This window comes from Bradyrhizobium sp. ORS 278 (assembly GCF_000026145.1).
In the GTDB taxonomy this organism is placed as follows: domain Bacteria; phylum Pseudomonadota; class Alphaproteobacteria; order Rhizobiales; family Xanthobacteraceae; genus Bradyrhizobium.
Genome location: NC_009445.1, coordinates 7,219,817 through 7,234,142 on the forward strand (window position 1 = coordinate 7,219,817; position 14,326 = coordinate 7,234,142).

Annotated in this window: 19 protein-coding genes; 11 read left to right on the top strand and 8 right to left on the bottom strand. The window is 59.9% G+C overall.

What is annotated here, in order from left to right:
- Positions 1–251: 251 nt before the first annotated feature.
- The 3 genes from BRADO_RS32190 to BRADO_RS32200 form a co-directional block, all read right to left on the bottom strand.
- Positions 252–953: a hypothetical protein gene (locus BRADO_RS32190; protein WP_157872642.1), complete on the bottom strand. Its 702-nt coding sequence runs from the start codon at positions 951–953 to the stop codon at positions 252–254.
- Positions 954–1,112: 159 nt separating this feature from the next.
- Positions 1,113–1,394, bottom strand: a complete 282-nt coding sequence (locus BRADO_RS32195; protein WP_012030383.1) for a hypothetical protein — start codon at positions 1,392–1,394, stop codon at positions 1,113–1,115.
- Between the two features lie 79 nt (positions 1,395–1,473).
- Positions 1,474–1,863, bottom strand: a complete 390-nt coding sequence (locus BRADO_RS32200; RefSeq protein ID WP_012030384.1) for a hypothetical protein — start codon at positions 1,861–1,863, stop codon at positions 1,474–1,476.
- 91 nt (positions 1,864–1,954) lie between these two features.
- Here BRADO_RS32200 and BRADO_RS32205 point away from each other — a divergent pair, with 91 nt between their 5' ends.
- Both BRADO_RS32205 and BRADO_RS35245 read left to right on the top strand, forming a co-directional pair.
- Positions 1,955–3,562, top strand: coding sequence for an IS66 family transposase (locus tag BRADO_RS32205; protein ID WP_041755978.1), 1,608 nt, complete (start codon positions 1,955–1,957; stop codon positions 3,560–3,562).
- A gap of 221 nt (positions 3,563–3,783) precedes the next feature.
- Positions 3,784–4,188, top strand: a complete 405-nt coding sequence (locus BRADO_RS35245; protein WP_012030387.1) for a hypothetical protein — start codon at positions 3,784–3,786, stop codon at positions 4,186–4,188.
- A gap of 125 nt (positions 4,189–4,313) precedes the next feature.
- Here the strand turns inward: BRADO_RS35245 and BRADO_RS32210 are convergent, their stop codons facing one another.
- Together BRADO_RS32210 and BRADO_RS33405 are read right to left on the bottom strand one after the other, a co-directional pair.
- The gene (locus BRADO_RS32210) at positions 4,314–5,198 is read right to left on the bottom strand and encodes a hypothetical protein (RefSeq protein ID WP_012030388.1); all 885 of its coding nucleotides are present in this window, start codon (positions 5,196–5,198) and stop codon (positions 4,314–4,316) included.
- Positions 5,199–5,204: 6 nt separating this feature from the next.
- The gene (locus BRADO_RS33405; RefSeq protein ID WP_050781067.1) at positions 5,205–6,197 is read right to left on the bottom strand and encodes a hypothetical protein; all 993 of its coding nucleotides are present in this window, start codon (positions 6,195–6,197) and stop codon (positions 5,205–5,207) included.
- Positions 6,198–6,244: 47 nt separating this feature from the next.
- Here BRADO_RS33405 and BRADO_RS35250 point away from each other — a divergent pair, with 47 nt between their 5' ends.
- Entirely contained in the window at positions 6,245–6,454 is a 210-nt protein-coding gene (locus BRADO_RS35250) for a hypothetical protein (protein WP_157872643.1), read from the top strand.
- A gap of 32 nt (positions 6,455–6,486) precedes the next feature.
- On the opposite strand, the gene BRADO_RS32220 is transcribed toward BRADO_RS35250, so the two are convergent.
- Both BRADO_RS32220 and BRADO_RS32225 read right to left on the bottom strand, forming a co-directional pair.
- On the bottom strand, positions 6,487–7,935 hold the full coding sequence (locus BRADO_RS32220; RefSeq protein ID WP_041757221.1) for a hypothetical protein: 1,449 nt from the start codon (positions 7,933–7,935) through the stop codon (positions 6,487–6,489).
- Positions 7,936–7,965: 30 nt separating this feature from the next.
- Positions 7,966–8,427 (bottom strand): hypothetical protein, encoded by a 462-nt coding sequence (locus BRADO_RS32225; protein ID WP_157872644.1) that lies wholly within the window; start codon positions 8,425–8,427, stop codon positions 7,966–7,968.
- 280 nt (positions 8,428–8,707) lie between these two features.
- Here BRADO_RS32225 and BRADO_RS32230 point away from each other — a divergent pair, with 280 nt between their 5' ends.
- Positions 8,708–8,980 (top strand): DUF2924 domain-containing protein, encoded by a 273-nt coding sequence (locus tag BRADO_RS32230; RefSeq protein ID WP_012030393.1) that lies wholly within the window; start codon positions 8,708–8,710, stop codon positions 8,978–8,980.
- Positions 8,981–9,226: 246 nt separating this feature from the next.
- Complete coding sequence (locus tag BRADO_RS32235) at positions 9,227–10,417, top strand: site-specific integrase (protein ID WP_012030394.1); 1,191 nt, start codon at positions 9,227–9,229, stop codon at positions 10,415–10,417.
- Here the strand turns inward: BRADO_RS32235 and BRADO_RS36055 are convergent.
- Positions 10,414–10,764 (bottom strand): DUF4339 domain-containing protein, encoded by a 351-nt coding sequence (locus tag BRADO_RS36055; RefSeq protein ID WP_012030395.1) that lies wholly within the window; start codon positions 10,762–10,764, stop codon positions 10,414–10,416. The two genes, BRADO_RS32235 and BRADO_RS36055, sit on opposite strands and share 4 nt — an antisense overlap.
- A 161-nt stretch (positions 10,765–10,925) precedes the next feature.
- Between BRADO_RS36055 and BRADO_RS32240 the strand changes: the two genes are divergently transcribed.
- From BRADO_RS32240 to BRADO_RS35945, 6 genes are all read left to right on the top strand, one after another.
- Positions 10,926–12,248 carry a hypothetical protein gene (locus BRADO_RS32240; protein WP_041757222.1) on the top strand — a complete coding sequence of 441 codons (1,323 nt, stop codon included), beginning with the start codon at positions 10,926–10,928 and terminating at the stop codon, positions 12,246–12,248.
- 133 nt (positions 12,249–12,381) lie between these two features.
- Positions 12,382–12,606, top strand: coding sequence for a DNA-binding protein (locus BRADO_RS34590; RefSeq protein ID WP_157872645.1), 225 nt, complete (start codon positions 12,382–12,384; stop codon positions 12,604–12,606).
- Positions 12,607–12,675: 69 nt separating this feature from the next.
- Positions 12,676–12,924, top strand: coding sequence for a hypothetical protein (locus tag BRADO_RS36060; RefSeq protein ID WP_371259376.1), 249 nt, complete (start codon positions 12,676–12,678; stop codon positions 12,922–12,924).
- Positions 12,921–13,382 carry a hypothetical protein gene (locus BRADO_RS35260; protein ID WP_012030399.1) on the top strand — a complete coding sequence of 154 codons (462 nt, stop codon included), beginning with the start codon at positions 12,921–12,923 and terminating at the stop codon, positions 13,380–13,382. The genes BRADO_RS36060 and BRADO_RS35260 overlap by 4 nt, the downstream gene beginning before the upstream one ends.
- Positions 13,383–13,535: 153 nt before the next feature.
- Positions 13,536–14,156, top strand: a complete 621-nt coding sequence (locus BRADO_RS32245; protein ID WP_050781069.1) for a hypothetical protein — start codon at positions 13,536–13,538, stop codon at positions 14,154–14,156.
- Positions 14,080–14,310 carry an HGGxSTG domain-containing protein gene (locus BRADO_RS35945; RefSeq protein WP_305803833.1) on the top strand — a complete coding sequence of 77 codons (231 nt, stop codon included), beginning with the start codon at positions 14,080–14,082 and terminating at the stop codon, positions 14,308–14,310. Before BRADO_RS32245 ends, BRADO_RS35945 begins: the two co-directional genes overlap by 77 nt.
- Positions 14,311–14,326: the final 16 nt, after the last annotated feature.

Consider the following 14,326-nt stretch of genomic DNA (forward strand, 5'->3'; position numbering starts at 1 on the left):
TCGGCGACCTATAATGAGCGCACTCGCCAAGGTAAAGCGGCGACCGACAACGCCTGCCCAACCTTGGCGCGCCTAGGGTCGGAGCTTTGCTCCCCCGACGACGCAGATTCGCGTATGAGGTGTTATGGAAGAAGTGGGCCAATGGCAGAGCCGATCATCGACGTTGCCTGACGCCGTAGCACCGGCTTTAGCCACAAAGCCGCTTCTGTCGGCGCCGAATGTCGTCTAGCCGACCAACCTGCCCGCCCTTGTCACTTGCGTTTGATTTCGACCGAATCATAGAAGTTCGCCACGCTCAGCTTATTGGCTAGCGAGGTCTTGCTGTAGAAGCGGATTGGATCGCCATCGAGCATCCCGACTTCGTAAGCAGGGATCCACGGCAATTTGCTTTCGATTCCAGTCGTAATCGGCTCATCGGTCATCGCAAGCGTTAGCTCGTTCCAGCTGATGTCTGGGCCGAGCACAGTCGTCAGATCGGTCGGATCGACTTCGATCACCGACTTCGGATCGTTGATATCGGCGAACGTCACGAGATCCGGCAGGTCGGACGGGGTAATCCGACGCGCACCATGCACCCGCGAAAGACGCTTTGCATCATCGAGGAGGTTCGGCAACGCTGGTCCATACAGTTCGGAAAGCAAATTGTCGCCCGGCCCGGCATCGCGAGTCCAGCGCCGCTGCGATTTGTCGAGCGGGTGAAGGTCGCATGTCAGAAGCGCAATCAGCGGCCTGCGGCCCGCACCAAGATCAACATAAAGGGCCTCGCCGCGGAGCTTATGCATGGTACCGCGCTCCGGGAGCCAGACATCCGCGTACATCACCTCGACGACGCTCGAAGCTCGCTTGATCCCTTCCGGCGTGTTGACGGCAAGTGTCAGCTTGTAGCGATAGCTTTCATAACCCCAGCAACTCGCGGTAGAGAGTGCGATTGCTGCCGCAACGAAGAGGCGCAACACAGACGCCTTTTTTTAACATGCCCGCCCCGTCTTCAGCTTGAGTGCGCCCTGCGTACTCATAACGAGAAGAGCTTTAACATTAGTATCAGTCTCGCATCGCGTAGTCTGAGAGGAAGCTCCACCAGCGAAATCCTCTTGGTGCCCAACGCCGACACATTATTTCCTAGCCGGCGCTTCCTCCAACCAGTCGACCCGACGCTCGATCGCGATCAGCCTCTCGTCTTGACGCGCGGTAACCACGAGTACACTCGCGAGCTGCTGGAGCGTGCTCTCGATCTTGGCGACGCGCTGGTCGACGCCTTCGAGTTCAACACGCATCCCGAAATACGCCCCCGCTCCTGCGATGACGAAGCTCACGACGGTCAGGACGTGGCCATAATTGATGGTGGGATCGAAACGCGCTCTGTGTTTGCTCGTCGGAACGTCATCATTGATCATCGATTGGCCTCGCGAAATGAAAAGAAGAGGTAGGACGGCTTTCCGGGCCTGGTGCGGCCTGCGGTCCGGCTAGCCCGATTTATCGCTTGAAGATCCGGGCGACCTTCTCAATCGACCGTCCGCCGACATAGGCCGTAAGGATCATCCCAGCCCAATCGGCGATCATGCCGCTCAAGGGATCGGTGCTGCCCCATCCCAGCACCTTGTCCCAGACGATCACCTTCCAGAAATAGATGATGAGGGGAAAGGCGAGCAGTGGCCGGATGATGGCGGTGTACCACCGGCCCTGCTCCGCGATGATGATGCCGGACGCCTGAGCTCGTGTGGCAATCTCGGCCTCGATCTCCTTGGCCGCGAGATCGGCGGCGATGCGATCCCGCGTGTTGGCGGCGTCCAGCTTGGCCTTGTAGGCATTGATAAGGCCGCTGACGATGGGACCGCCGATCAGGCTGGCCAGCCAGGTCCACATGAGCTACCTCGCCGACCCTGAATTCTCCGCCGCGACCAGCTCGGCGTCGTGCCGCTGATCGGCGACCGGCGCTGTGATTCCATCTCCCGCGATGATCACAGCCGATTCGCTCCCCGATGATGTCGCGACGCTGAAGGCGCTGGTGCTCGCCGGTCAGGCGGCGCAGCTCGCGGCGGAAGCCAAGGCACGCAATCTTGAAGCCGAGGTCCGCGCCCGCACGCTCCTGATCGAGCAGATGAAGTTCACGATCGCCAAGCTCAAGCACGAGCAGTATGGGCCGTCGTCGGAGCGGGCGTCGGTGCTGGAGCAACTCGAGCTCGAACTCGCCGATCTCGAAGAGGATGCGGCCGAGGCTGAAGCTGCGGCGCAGATGGCCGCCGAGCGGGCCAAGGCCGAGACGATCAATGTCCATCCGTTCGAACGCAGGCGCCCAGCACGGCGGCCGCTGCCCGAGCACTTGCCGCGCGAGCGCGTCGTACATCCCGCACCGGCCAATTGTCCGTGCTGCGGCGGTGACAGGTTGCGCAAGATCGGCGAGGACGTCACCGAGACGCTGGAGCTCGTGCCACGGCAGTGGAAGGTGATCCAGCATGTGCGCGAGAAGTTCTCCTGTCGCGGCTGCGAGGCGATCAGCCAGCCGCCGGCGCCGTTCCATCCGATCTCGCGCGGACGTGCGGGGCCGCGCCTGCTCGCACACATCCTGTTCGCCAAATACGGGCTGCATCTGCCGCTCAACCGGCAGAGCACGACCTACGCGCATGAGGGCGTGGCGCTGGACGTCTCGACGCTGGCCGACTGGGTCGGCGCGGCGGCTGCGACGTTGATGCCGCTGGTCGAGGCGATCAAGGCGCACGTGCTTGCCGGCGAGCGCATCCACGCCGACGACACCACGGTGCCGGTTTTGGCCAAGGGCAAGACGCGCACGGGGCGCGTCTGGACCTATGTGCGCGACGACCGTCCCTTTGCCGGGCACGCGCCGCCGGCTGCCATGTTCTACTACTCGCCCGACCGCGCCGGCGTGCATCCCGAGACGCATCTTGCCGGCTACGCCGGGCCGATGCAGGCGGACGCCTATGCTGGCTTCAACCGCCTCTACGAGGCCGCGCGCAAGCCGGGCCCGGTCATCGAGGTCGGCTGCTGGGCGCATGCGCGGCGCAAGTTCTTCGAAATCGCGCGGCTGAAGAAGGCACCGATCGCGATCGAAACGATCGCGAAGATCGACGCGCTGTTTGCGATCGAACGCGAGATCAACGGTCTACCAGCCCACGAACGCAAAGCCGTGCGCAACGAGCGCAGCCGTCCTCTGGTCGACGAACTCCATGACTTCCTGCGCGAGCGCCGTATCAAGCTGTCCGGCAAGAGCGAGACCGCCAAGGCAATCGACTACAGCCTCAAGCGCTGGCAGGTGTTCACCCGCTTCATCGACGACGGTCGTCTGTGCATGACCAACAATGCGGCCGAGCGCGAGCTGCGCGCCGTGGCCCTCGGCCGAAAGAACTGGACCTTCGCCGGCTCCGACGAAGGCGGTCGCCGCGCTGCCGCCATCTACACGCTGATCCAGACCGCCAAGCTCAATGACGTCGATCCGCAGGCCTGGCTCGCTGACGTCCTCGCCCGGCTGCCCGATCATCCGGCCAGCAAGGTCGCCGATCTGCTGCCCTGGAGTTGGCTGGCCGCCCAGGCATCGGCCGCCGCCTGATCGAACCGTTCAGACCGTCCTGACCGGTTGCTCAGCCTGTGGTCTTCACCGGATGCGTACAAGTAAGCAGGGTGCGAAAGCGCTTTCCGCTCTGTTATCGTGCCGTGGTGACCAGTCCATCCAGCCGTTGCGACATGGCGGGCCACGCGGCGACCGAAGGCTGGATGGCTCATCCCAACTCGCTTATGATGTTTGAAATAATTCGGAATCGTTGAAGCAGCATGATCAAGCAGAAACCTTTCTTCAGCTATCGCGGAGTCTCGATCTACGAAACTTTCAAAGATCGACAAAAGCTGAGATACTGGTATTCACTCAAACCGGGCCAATACGAAGATAGCGTAGAGTGCTTTGACATCAGATATTTGCCCAACGCCTATCGATCTGGACTAATGATTGATTACTTGAAAAGATATAGATCCGGCGCCTTCGACACTTCCTCGCAAGAGGGTGTCGCCCGCTTCTTCAAGGTTCTTGAAGAAGAAGAAAACGCGCATAAAGATGCCCTACAAAGGGCCATCGATGATGGATATGACTTCGCAGCGGCGATGCGCGGAAACTACACGCAAGTTGTTCGAAGACTTTTCCGTCGAGCAAAACGTCGTTTTGCAAAGCAGAGATCGAGCTGATTAACGCTTTCACTCTAATTGGCAAAATGCCTCTGCGTCACGACCCCAATGTAGTTAAGTCGACCAGTTCAGTTCTGCTGGATGCTCCAACTGCTTGGTAAGCCGCGATGGAACGGGAGCGACACTTAAGTCACCCGAAACTCCAGCTCATTCACCCCGGTGAAGTGCCGGAATCCCGCCTTCAGGCGAAAGCTGTCGCCGGCAACGAGCCCCAGTGCGCCGACACGGAATTGCGCCCGGCCCTGCTGCGTCGTGACGCGCTGTTTGGGCAGATAGCCCCCGGTCGTTTCAAGATGAAGTTCGGCATCAGCATCATTGATCGGACTGCCTGAGCTGTCTACCAATTGAGCCGTGACAGTCGCATAAGCGTCGGGCTTGAGATCAAGACTGTCGGTCGTGAGGGAAATACTGGAGAATGCCTGGCGTGCATCGCTCATATTGTCCTGCTGGGTAACCTCGGCGCCAGGATCGAGATTGCCGACGAGGCCAAAGTCCGGATGTAAAGCGAAACTGAAGCTGCTCGTCAGGAAGTCGCAGCTGGCGAAGGGCACATGGATCTGCAGCGGACAGTTTCTTCCGATCGTGGCGAGGTGCCGGGGCGTGCGCGCCTTGGTGTCCTTCGTTACCGCGCAGCGGTTGAACGGCGCCTGCGGCCACCCGACTAAGTCAATCGGGAAGATCCAGTTGGCATGATCATCCCATTCTCTTTTGCCGAGGTCGCTGTCGAGATCGAGGCAGACGCCGCCGATCTCCGCGAACAGGCGACCTGCTAATCGGTCCGCCAATTGCGAGCCCTGGATCATCCGTGAGCCGAACAGGAGCGAGGGACGGGTGTCAGCATGCTCTGTGAGAAGGCGCTCGACCTCAGTTGGGGATAGCACGTCCGGATCGGCTCTAATAGTTTTTACTTCACGAAGCGTGAGCAGAGTGAGCTTACGAGGGTCGCGCCGCACGAGAACCAGCACCGGCGCTTTCAGGAAACAGGAGTTGCGGTTAGAAGGTAAGATCATCAGATTTCAGGAGCCGGAAAAGCAGTTGCAGTCGCACGCGTAGGCGCAATTACAGTCACAATTGCAATTACAATTGCTGTAGCAATTGAGTGCGCCGCAATTGCAGTTGGCGTAGCTGCGATGATACTCGCCGCCGCCGATCGCGTCGGCTGTTAGAGTATAGCCGGAATATACGAACCCTACCGAAACTGCCTGGTAAGCCACGGTCGCCCCGCCGGCAAAATCGAACCGATTAGGATTGGCCGGTGATAGGCCTAGCCCCCAGGTCCACCAGTTGCCGTTGGGCGGTGTCCATTGAGCATTTCCAAGACAATTGCCGGTCGGGAGATAGCCAGCGCAGTTGTTCGCGTGATCGTCGGTGTAGCGGTTGGAGCGACTGAGAGTGCCGATGTCGGCGCCATCAGCAGTCTTGAACCCGGTCACGCGCGAATTGCCGCCGGGAGCGCTCGACTTGAACGTGAATGCGCCGCCAGCGACCGCCTGACCAACCTTGAGCGGCGTCATCAGCTTGTTGTCGGCCGTTCCCGCCGCTGCGTCCGTCTGGGAGGCGACCGCCGCCGGATCGATATTGGCAAAGCCGATCGCGAGCGTGTTCAGGCCAAGATTGGCTTGGGCTTGGGCTTTCTGTGCCGCGCTGAGCGACTGGGCAGCATCGACGCGGAGCCGATTGGCAAGGGCAGCCGTGACGCTGCCGGCGAAGTTCGCGTCATCGCCGATGGCGTCAGCGAGCTCCTTCAGCGTGTCCAGAGTTCCTGGCGCGGCCGCCACGAGCGTGTCGATCGCCGCCTTGACGAAGGCTGTCGTAGCAACTCGAGTTGAGGCGTCACCGGCAGCCGGCGTGGTCGAGACCAGGGCGATCAGATTGAGCGACCGGACCGCTCCTGAGGCGTCGCACCAGAACAGGTTGCCATCGGCCTCGTTGATGGCGATCTGGCCTGACGCGAGCGAGGCCGGTGTGTGACCGGCGACGGTCGAGCGCATGATCTTGACGATGGGCATGGCTAAAAAATTCCTCCGTCGGCGCCACCGGGGGCGAGCGCTGCAAGGTGGCAGCCGACCATCCGCCAGTTGCCAGCAGCATCGCTTTCGACGAGCCAAATGTCGCCGGCGGACGTCGTGAGGTCTGCGCTTCCGAGCAGCGCAAGACTGACTGGGTTGTGCGCGACGATCACGCTCGTTTACCAGCGCAGGCGAATGCGCCGATTGCGGAAGCCGCCATCCAGCGTGATCGGGGCGAATTCGATCGTGACCTGTGATGCCCTGAACTGGGCGCACCAGACCTCGACCATCAATTCCTTGGTGAAGTCTCCGAGGTAATAGGCCCATCCATCGAGTAGAAGAAGGTGCCGTCGAGGTAGGAGCCACCCGAAGCCATACCGACCCGGTGATTGGCGGCCGAGGTGAGCACCACCGCATAGCGCCCGCCCTTTGACAGGAAGGTTGGCGGGATGTCGATCCGGTTCCAGCCGGTGACGATGTTGGCGGCGGGATAGACCTGGTGCAGGATCGCTTTGCCGACATCGGGGACACCGGTCGTCACCTCCACCAGCGAGACATAGATGTTCTCGTCCGCCGCCTTGCTGGTGACGTAGAAGCCAAGCCGGGTTGCCCACATGTCGTTGGCGACCAGAAAGGACTGGGCGATCTGGGCGCCGTTGATGTTGTGCTCGACGGTCTCGAGCTCCCAATAGGGAACGGTCCAGGAGTCCTTCCAATAATAATCGGTGCGGTACCAGTGGCCGTCAAAGGTCGTTGTCGCATTGTACTGCTCGCTCGTGAAATCATCGAGCCACCAGGCATTCGTGGTGGCATCACCGCCTGACCACAGGACCGCACCGTTGACGCAGCGCATATAGGTGCCGCCGTAGCGGATGCGCTCCTTGTGCAGCTTCTTCTCGATAAGCTGATAGGTCTGGTAGCCATACTGGGCCATGCCGAGATCGGTGGAATAAGCTCCGGTGCTGATCTTGAGCCGGTGGTCATATTTGGGCAGCAGGAAGCCGCCCTGCAGCGCGGCGTTGGGATCGAGCTGGGAAAACAGCGTCACCTCGAACTCGTTGGCGGCTGCGTCGGGGAATCGAACCCCCTCCTCCACCTTGGCGTCGAACCCGAGGTGCAGGCTGTCGGTGAGATCGCTGACGGCGGGGTCGGCCCAGATAAAGTAGGAGGCGCCGTAGTCCGAGTACGTCGCGGGCAGGTGGACCTTTTCCTTGACCTCCGCCAGGTCCTGCATGATGTGGATGATGTCGATCTTGTCGCCGTGATCGTTGATCTTGTTGGCGAGTGCGGCGAGGTCGGAAGCAAGAGAAGCGACACGGGGCTCAATCAGCCGCCTGAAGGCCTCCAGAACGATGGTGCGAAGATCGAGGTCCTCGGTCGAGGTGACCTGGTTCTCGGTCATCATGGTCACCGCCACCACCTGGGTCGGGTCGAGCAGAATGCGGGCGATCTCGACGCTGGAGACGGGGATCGCCGGCGGCTGCGGGTCGGCACTTTCGGCGCCCGAGACGATGGTCAGGATCGCGTCGCGCGACCTCGTCGTGGACACCGCGTCCGGCTCGGTCCGCCCGGTCGCGACATCGACCAGGAAGTCGCGCTCCTCGACATCGGTCTCGTTCTCGACACCATAGGCGGTGAGCGAGATGATGCGCTTGGCGGCGGCCGGCAAATAGGTCAGCACCGACTGCACGAGCGTGGTGGCGCGGTTATAGGCCCAGTCACCGGCGGCTGCGTTCAAGTACGTCGGTGTTGCCGGGGGCACCTTGATTCAACCGGGCGCATCGAACACGACGTGCCCGAGTTCATGGGCGACGGTCGAGCGCAGCAGCGGCTCCATGCCGCCGAGCACCGGACCGTTCACCGAAACCATGATGCAATCGGGAGACGCCTTGTCGTATTCGGTGACGCCCATCACCGGCTGGCCGGCCCGATTGAGCACCGCGTGCTCCAGATCCCAGGCCACGTCAAACGTGACGTCGTTGATCTCGAAGAGGCCGGCGCGTTCGGCCACGCCCTCGATCTCCAGCTTCCGCGCGGCGCGGTCAGCGAGGAGTTGGCGGCGAACGACGCGCGCCACCGACCAGATCTCGACGGCTGAGAGGTTGGCTGGCACAGCGCTGATCCCTGAATGGCGGTAGGCGACTTGAATAGCCGGCATGGACGCTCCCGTTCTTGTGTTCCTGTTTTGTTCCATATCGGATTTTCGGAGTCGAGCGAAAAATTGCGCCATCGCGCATTTCGTTTTCGCTCCGTTTCGCTGAACTTCGACCTCCCGGGAGAATTGTGGAGATCCGGCGCTACTAAGGCGTCATGGGCAACCCGCTATATGTTTACGAACTGAGCCCCGCTGAGCGGCTCACCGAGGTCGCCGACATTCTGGCCGCCGGCCTGACACGGCTCCAGGCCCGGAAGTCCAGTTCTTTATCTCACAACTCTGGAGAGAGTTCATTCGACTATCCCGAGCACCAGAGCAGTCATGCGGACCGTCTCACGTCGCATGGAGGCTCGCATTGAGCGATACCGTTTTGGCCCAATTGGCCGCTCTCAAGACCGCGCCGATCGGCGCGCTGAAGCATAAATGGCGCGATCTCTTCGAAACCGAACCGCCACCATATAACCGGCGCTTCCTCGAACACCGGCTCGCCTACCGCATCCAGGAGTTGGCCTATGGAGGTCTGAAGCCGGAGACCATCAAGTTGCTGCGTGCCATGGGCGAAGAGCTTGATGGCGGCGAGAGAATCCCGGGCTCGCGCGGCATAGGGGCAGTCCGGATGTTTGGATAGAAATGCCCGCCATTATTGGGGCTTCGATGCTGTCAAAACCTGCGAGAGAGCCTTGCCCAGGGCGCAACTGGCGGAGAGAGTGTCCGCCGAACTACTGATTTTCTCCGATCCTCACTGCTCGTGACCATGCGCAAGATACCCATGATATAGGGCGTTTCCTGTCGTCGAGGTTCACCGCGGTTTGTATCCATTCGCCCAAAACCGTGCTAATTTTGGGGACCGATCTGGGGACCGAAGGAGACGAACATGGCTGGCAAGCTTACTGCCCGTAAGGTTGAGACGGCAAAGCCGGGCAAATATAGCGACGGCGGCAACCTCTATCTGATCGTTTCCGAAACTGGTGCTCGCAAATGGGTTCTGCGCTTCACCTGGCGCGGTCAAGCGAAAGAGATGGGCTTGGGTAGCGCGGCTAGCGTCCCACTCTCTGACGCCCGCGAGAAGGCTGCGGATGCACGGCGGACGATTGGCAGAGGGCTAAATCCAATCGAGGAGCGCAGGCGGGGCGGTATCACCCCGACTTTCGGAGAACTGGCCGATGAAGTGCGCGAGTCGCTCTCCACCGGGTTTCGCAACCAAAAACATAAGGCCCAATGGAAGTCGACGCTGGAGACCTATGCTTCGTCATTGCGGGCAAAGCCCGTCGACACAATCACCACGGAAGATTTGCTCGCAGCCCTTAAACCCATTTGGACCACAAAGGCAGAAACTGCCTCCCGGCTCCGGGGGCGGATCGAGAAGGTTTTAGACGCTGCCAAGGCAAAAGGTTTCCGCGATGGTGAAAATCCCGCACGGTGGCGGGGCCATTTGGACCATCTGCTGCCGAAGCCGTCCAAGCTCGCGCGGGGGCACCATCCGGCAATGCCATATGAGAGTGTGCCTTCTTTCATAGGCGAGCTACGGCAGCGCGAGGCAACCGCCGCGCTTGCGTTGGAGCTTTGCATACTGACTACTGCCCGTTCTGGTGAGATACTGGGGATGAGATGGTCAGAAATCGACTTGGAAAAAAAGGTCTGGATCGTTCCGCCTGAGCGCATGAAGGCCGGACGGGAACACCGCGTTCCTCTGTGCTCCCGAGCAGTCGCAATCCTAAGTGGCCTTGAAGCAGTAAAGAACGGCGAGTTCGTCTTTCAAGGGAAGGCTCGCGGCAAGCCGCTCTCCAACATGGCTATGGAGATGGTACTGCGCCGAATGAAAGTTGCGGAAGCGACGGTGCACGGCTTTCGCTCCAGCTTTAGAGATTGGGCTGGCAATGTCTCCAGCTTTCCGCGCGAAATTGTCGAGACCGCGCTGGCACATGTCATTGGTGACAAAGCAGAGCAAGCCTACCGCCGTAGCGATGCACTCGAAAAGCGCCGCAAGCTCATGGATGCATGGGCAGGCTATTGTGAGCCAAGAGCTAGGGGCAACGTCGTGGCTCTTGCACGCTCAGCACCCTAAGCCTCGCCTCCGCGCTTCCTTGCCTTAGCTTTCCGCCGCTGAAGCGAATTCCAGATCATCACCTTGCGCCCGACCTGACTGCCTATTCCAATTGCAATGAACGGTATCGGGTACCACCACCAGCGGACGGTCCACGCAGGAGGCTGATCCGTCGGGATTGGAGGAGGCAGGGAGGTTTGTTGTCGAAGCTCAGGGACTTCAGCCGCCCTGAGCCAATTATCGAAATCAGGACACCTAACAAGCACGTTAGCTGGGTCTTTCATGCGCCGGAGCCGCTCGCGCATCTCGTCGACCGATATTGGCCCAATGCGCCCGCTGTAGTCCACCATATACCAGTCTTCAGACATCTCCCGCCCCCCCGTTTGGCATAAGCTAGCAGAGCTACGAGGCAATCGGCGAATCGAGTACAAGCCGATATATTCGATGCTAGCGCGGATAGGACGGCCATCCGACAAGCCGGCAGCACTACCGGTTTCCGCGCGCCATAGTGCCGCGGGAGGTGGACGCGATGAAATGGGAGGATTGGAAGCCGAATACCCGCGACTTGATTCTAGACCGATTGAGGCGCGGCGAAATCACCCCGGAGATAGCGGAGCAGGAGGCTCAGAGTCTGGGGCTTGAGCCGTTTGAGACAAAGCCCGATCCATGCGAATTCGATCCGGACTCGATGCACTGGTGGTCGGTGCCAATGGCGCTAGCTTGGATCGCATGGCGAAACACTGCTAGCGTCCGCGAGCACTGTGCAGAATACAGGGAGGCGCGTCTTATCTTCGTCTCCGTTGCCATGAACATTCCGATCAACGGCGGCACAGAGTTTCAACGGGTAGACGGGCACGAACTGAAACCTCTAGGTCCATCAACGATAGCCCGCCTCTCGCTCGACGAAACCTACTTGCAGTCTACAAAGAACCTGCCCCTCACTACGAGAATGACAATCGCAAGAGCTGAAAAGCAGCTTATCGCGCATCTAGCGGCAGGCAGCATCGTAGCTATCGCGAAGGATGCAAGCGGACTTCCGGTTGATGTACCCGGCAGAGAATGGCCCTATCTTGAGTTTTTTGTGGAACGGCAATCTGACGTGCTGAAGCGTGGTGCCTTGGAATTCGTCCCTGCGTTTACCGATATCAAACTTCCGGCGGAAATTCTAAAGACGATTTGGCCTGAATTCACGGTTGAGGCCCCGATGATCGAGCCAATGACTCGGGCAAGCCAAGCCGGATATGTACCACTGTGTTCCGCCATCCACTGGGTCATGACAGAATCCGGCAGACTGAAGCGCCACCTCGAAGACACTCAGGCCTGGAATGCAGCCGTCAGGACATTGACCCCGCTCATGGCGACGGGGGAAGTTGAAGTAATAGGCAGAGACAGCACCGGACAACCCCAGCCCATAGATCCACATTTATTTGCCGACGTACCTGTTGGGCACCCCCTTCGGGAATGCTTCAGCCTTCTGTCTCGCGACGGGCCTTGGATAAGCTGCACACCGTACGTTGACGACGAGCACTGGGGGCGCGATTTCAATGACTTGATGTATTTGAAGAAGGCTAGTCCGCCTGCCTGGACCCATCTTCAAGTGAAGAAGTCCGACATTCTCCGACATCTACACTTCTTAAACACCGTGCTCACTGACTCCGCCGACAAGGCGACGAGACCCAGCAAATCTAAGCCGCCCACCCTGCAGCAACAGATACGGAAAGCGGTCAATGAGCTTTGGCCAAAAGGGGACCTACCTCGTGTGCTAGATCGAGACAAGGCCCTTGCCCAATGGTTCAAGGCAAAAGCTCAGACTCCACCTAGCCCTAGAACAATCCGTCGCGCTTTGAATTGATTTCAAGCGGACAACGCTGGCCACCGGCCAATGTCGGACAGTCCGCAGTTGTCAATCGCGCTCCCGATCCGAATGGCTCATGTTCGCAACACGTCGCACGCGATTGGGCGTGCACGCACGAAAGGCGTGTTGCATGAATCAGCAATCATTACCTTCGCTCGAACTTCGCACGGCTCAAAGCGGCGCGATGAGCGTTGACGAGTTTTGCCGGTGGGCCTGCATCGGCAAGACAAAGACATATGCCGAGGCGAAGGCCGGCCGGCTTCTGCTGCGCAAGATTGGATCGAAAACTGTAGTGCTCCGCGTAGATGCCGAGCAGTGGCTCAGCTCGCTGCCTGCTGCACGAACAACGATCTGACCAAGCCGTTGGAGAACAGCCATGAAGCGGCTCCGGATCAAGTTTCGGTCAGGCGATGGCAGCCCCGCAATGACCGTTGTCGGCCGAAATGCGCGGGCTTTGCGAGAACTGGTGAACGCAAACCAAAAGGGCTGCACAGCGATTGAAAATCCTGGCCCCAGATGGAGCGCTTTTGTCCACAATTTGAGGAAGCTCGGTCTCATCATCGAGACGGTGGCAGAACGCCACGGTGGGCCTTTTGCTGGTGACCACGCTCGCTATGTTCTTCGTACACAGATCAGGATAGAGGACGCCTCCGGAAGTCCGGAGGCGAGATGAGCCGCCGCAAAACAAAGCGGATCGAGAGTCAGTTCATCGCTCACCGCATTGAGATGCTCGAAAGCGTCGCGCATAGCGCCCTAAGCCACGCGGCAAGACGGGTGCTAGACCGCCTTGAAATCGAGCACGCGAACCACGGCGGAGTCGAGAACGGAAATCTCGCGTGCACGTTCGACGACTTCGCCCGTTTTGGAATTCGTCGTCGCTCGGTCGCAGCAGCCATTCGAGAATTGGAAGGGCTTGGCTTTGTGCAAGTCACCCAACGGGGGCGTAGGGCAGCTGGGGACTTCTACATGCCATCGCGCTACCGTTTGACCTATTTGTTTACAAAGCACAGTGGGCCGACTGACGAGTGGAAACGCGTTTCCACGCAGACAGTCGCTGCAATCAAAAACAGAAATCCGGGAGCGAAAAAGCCCCCGGCTCCGAGGGCGTCGACGCCCCTGAAACCCACATAATCCGGGGGCACCAGCGGCCCTACTGTCCTGGTGTCAAAAGCGCCCCTACTTTCTATATCTCGGGTAAGGGATGGTACAATGCTGGTAGGCGGTGAGCGACGCGCGCTACCACATAGCGCCGTAGCGAGCGAACCGCCGGATGGATAGAGCGAGATGACAGCCAAGACCAACAGCAGCGGCGAAACGGTCGCGCGCTGCCCGCCACCCCAAGCGGTACATCAGCCAGCTCCAAAGCTCCAGCATTTGGCCGGCTCGATTTACGACGACTGGAACACCTTGGTCGCAAATCAGGCACTAAATTCGGCCTGGTATCCGAGCAGGATGGATGCGGAGCAACGACGGCAGACGAAGCACGGGCTACTCTGTTTTCTCAGCGGCATCGAACCGAAAGACCAGTTCGAAGGCATGCTGGCGGCTCAATTGCTGGCGTCTCACAACGCGGCGATGGAGTGCTATCGCAGGGCGATGCTCCCAGAGCAATCCTTTGAAGGACGGCGTGAGACTCTGAGCCAAGCTAACAAGCTCTCCCGGACCTACGCGACATTGTTAGAGGCCCTTAACCGTCACCGAGGAAAGGGCCAGCAGAAGGTGACGGTTGAACATGTCCACATTCACGATGGCGGCCAAGCCATCGTGGGCAGCGTGGAGGGGGGCGGGACGTGCTTAAATGCGGAGGAACAACCTCATGCTCTTAGACATGCAACGGGCCAAACGTTGCGGCGCGAAGACGAGGGGCGGCAAGCCTTGCCTTTCGCCCGCAATGGCAAACGGTAGGTGTAGGATGCACGGCGGACCGTCGCCGGGAGCACCTAAAGGGAATCAGTACGCGTTGAAGCATGGTCGGTTCGCGGCTAGAACGATCCAACTTCGTAGGGAGATTTCCGCTCTGGTCAAATCGGCGCGCGCTGCCTGCAAGGCGGTCAAATAGCTATCGAAACATCGGA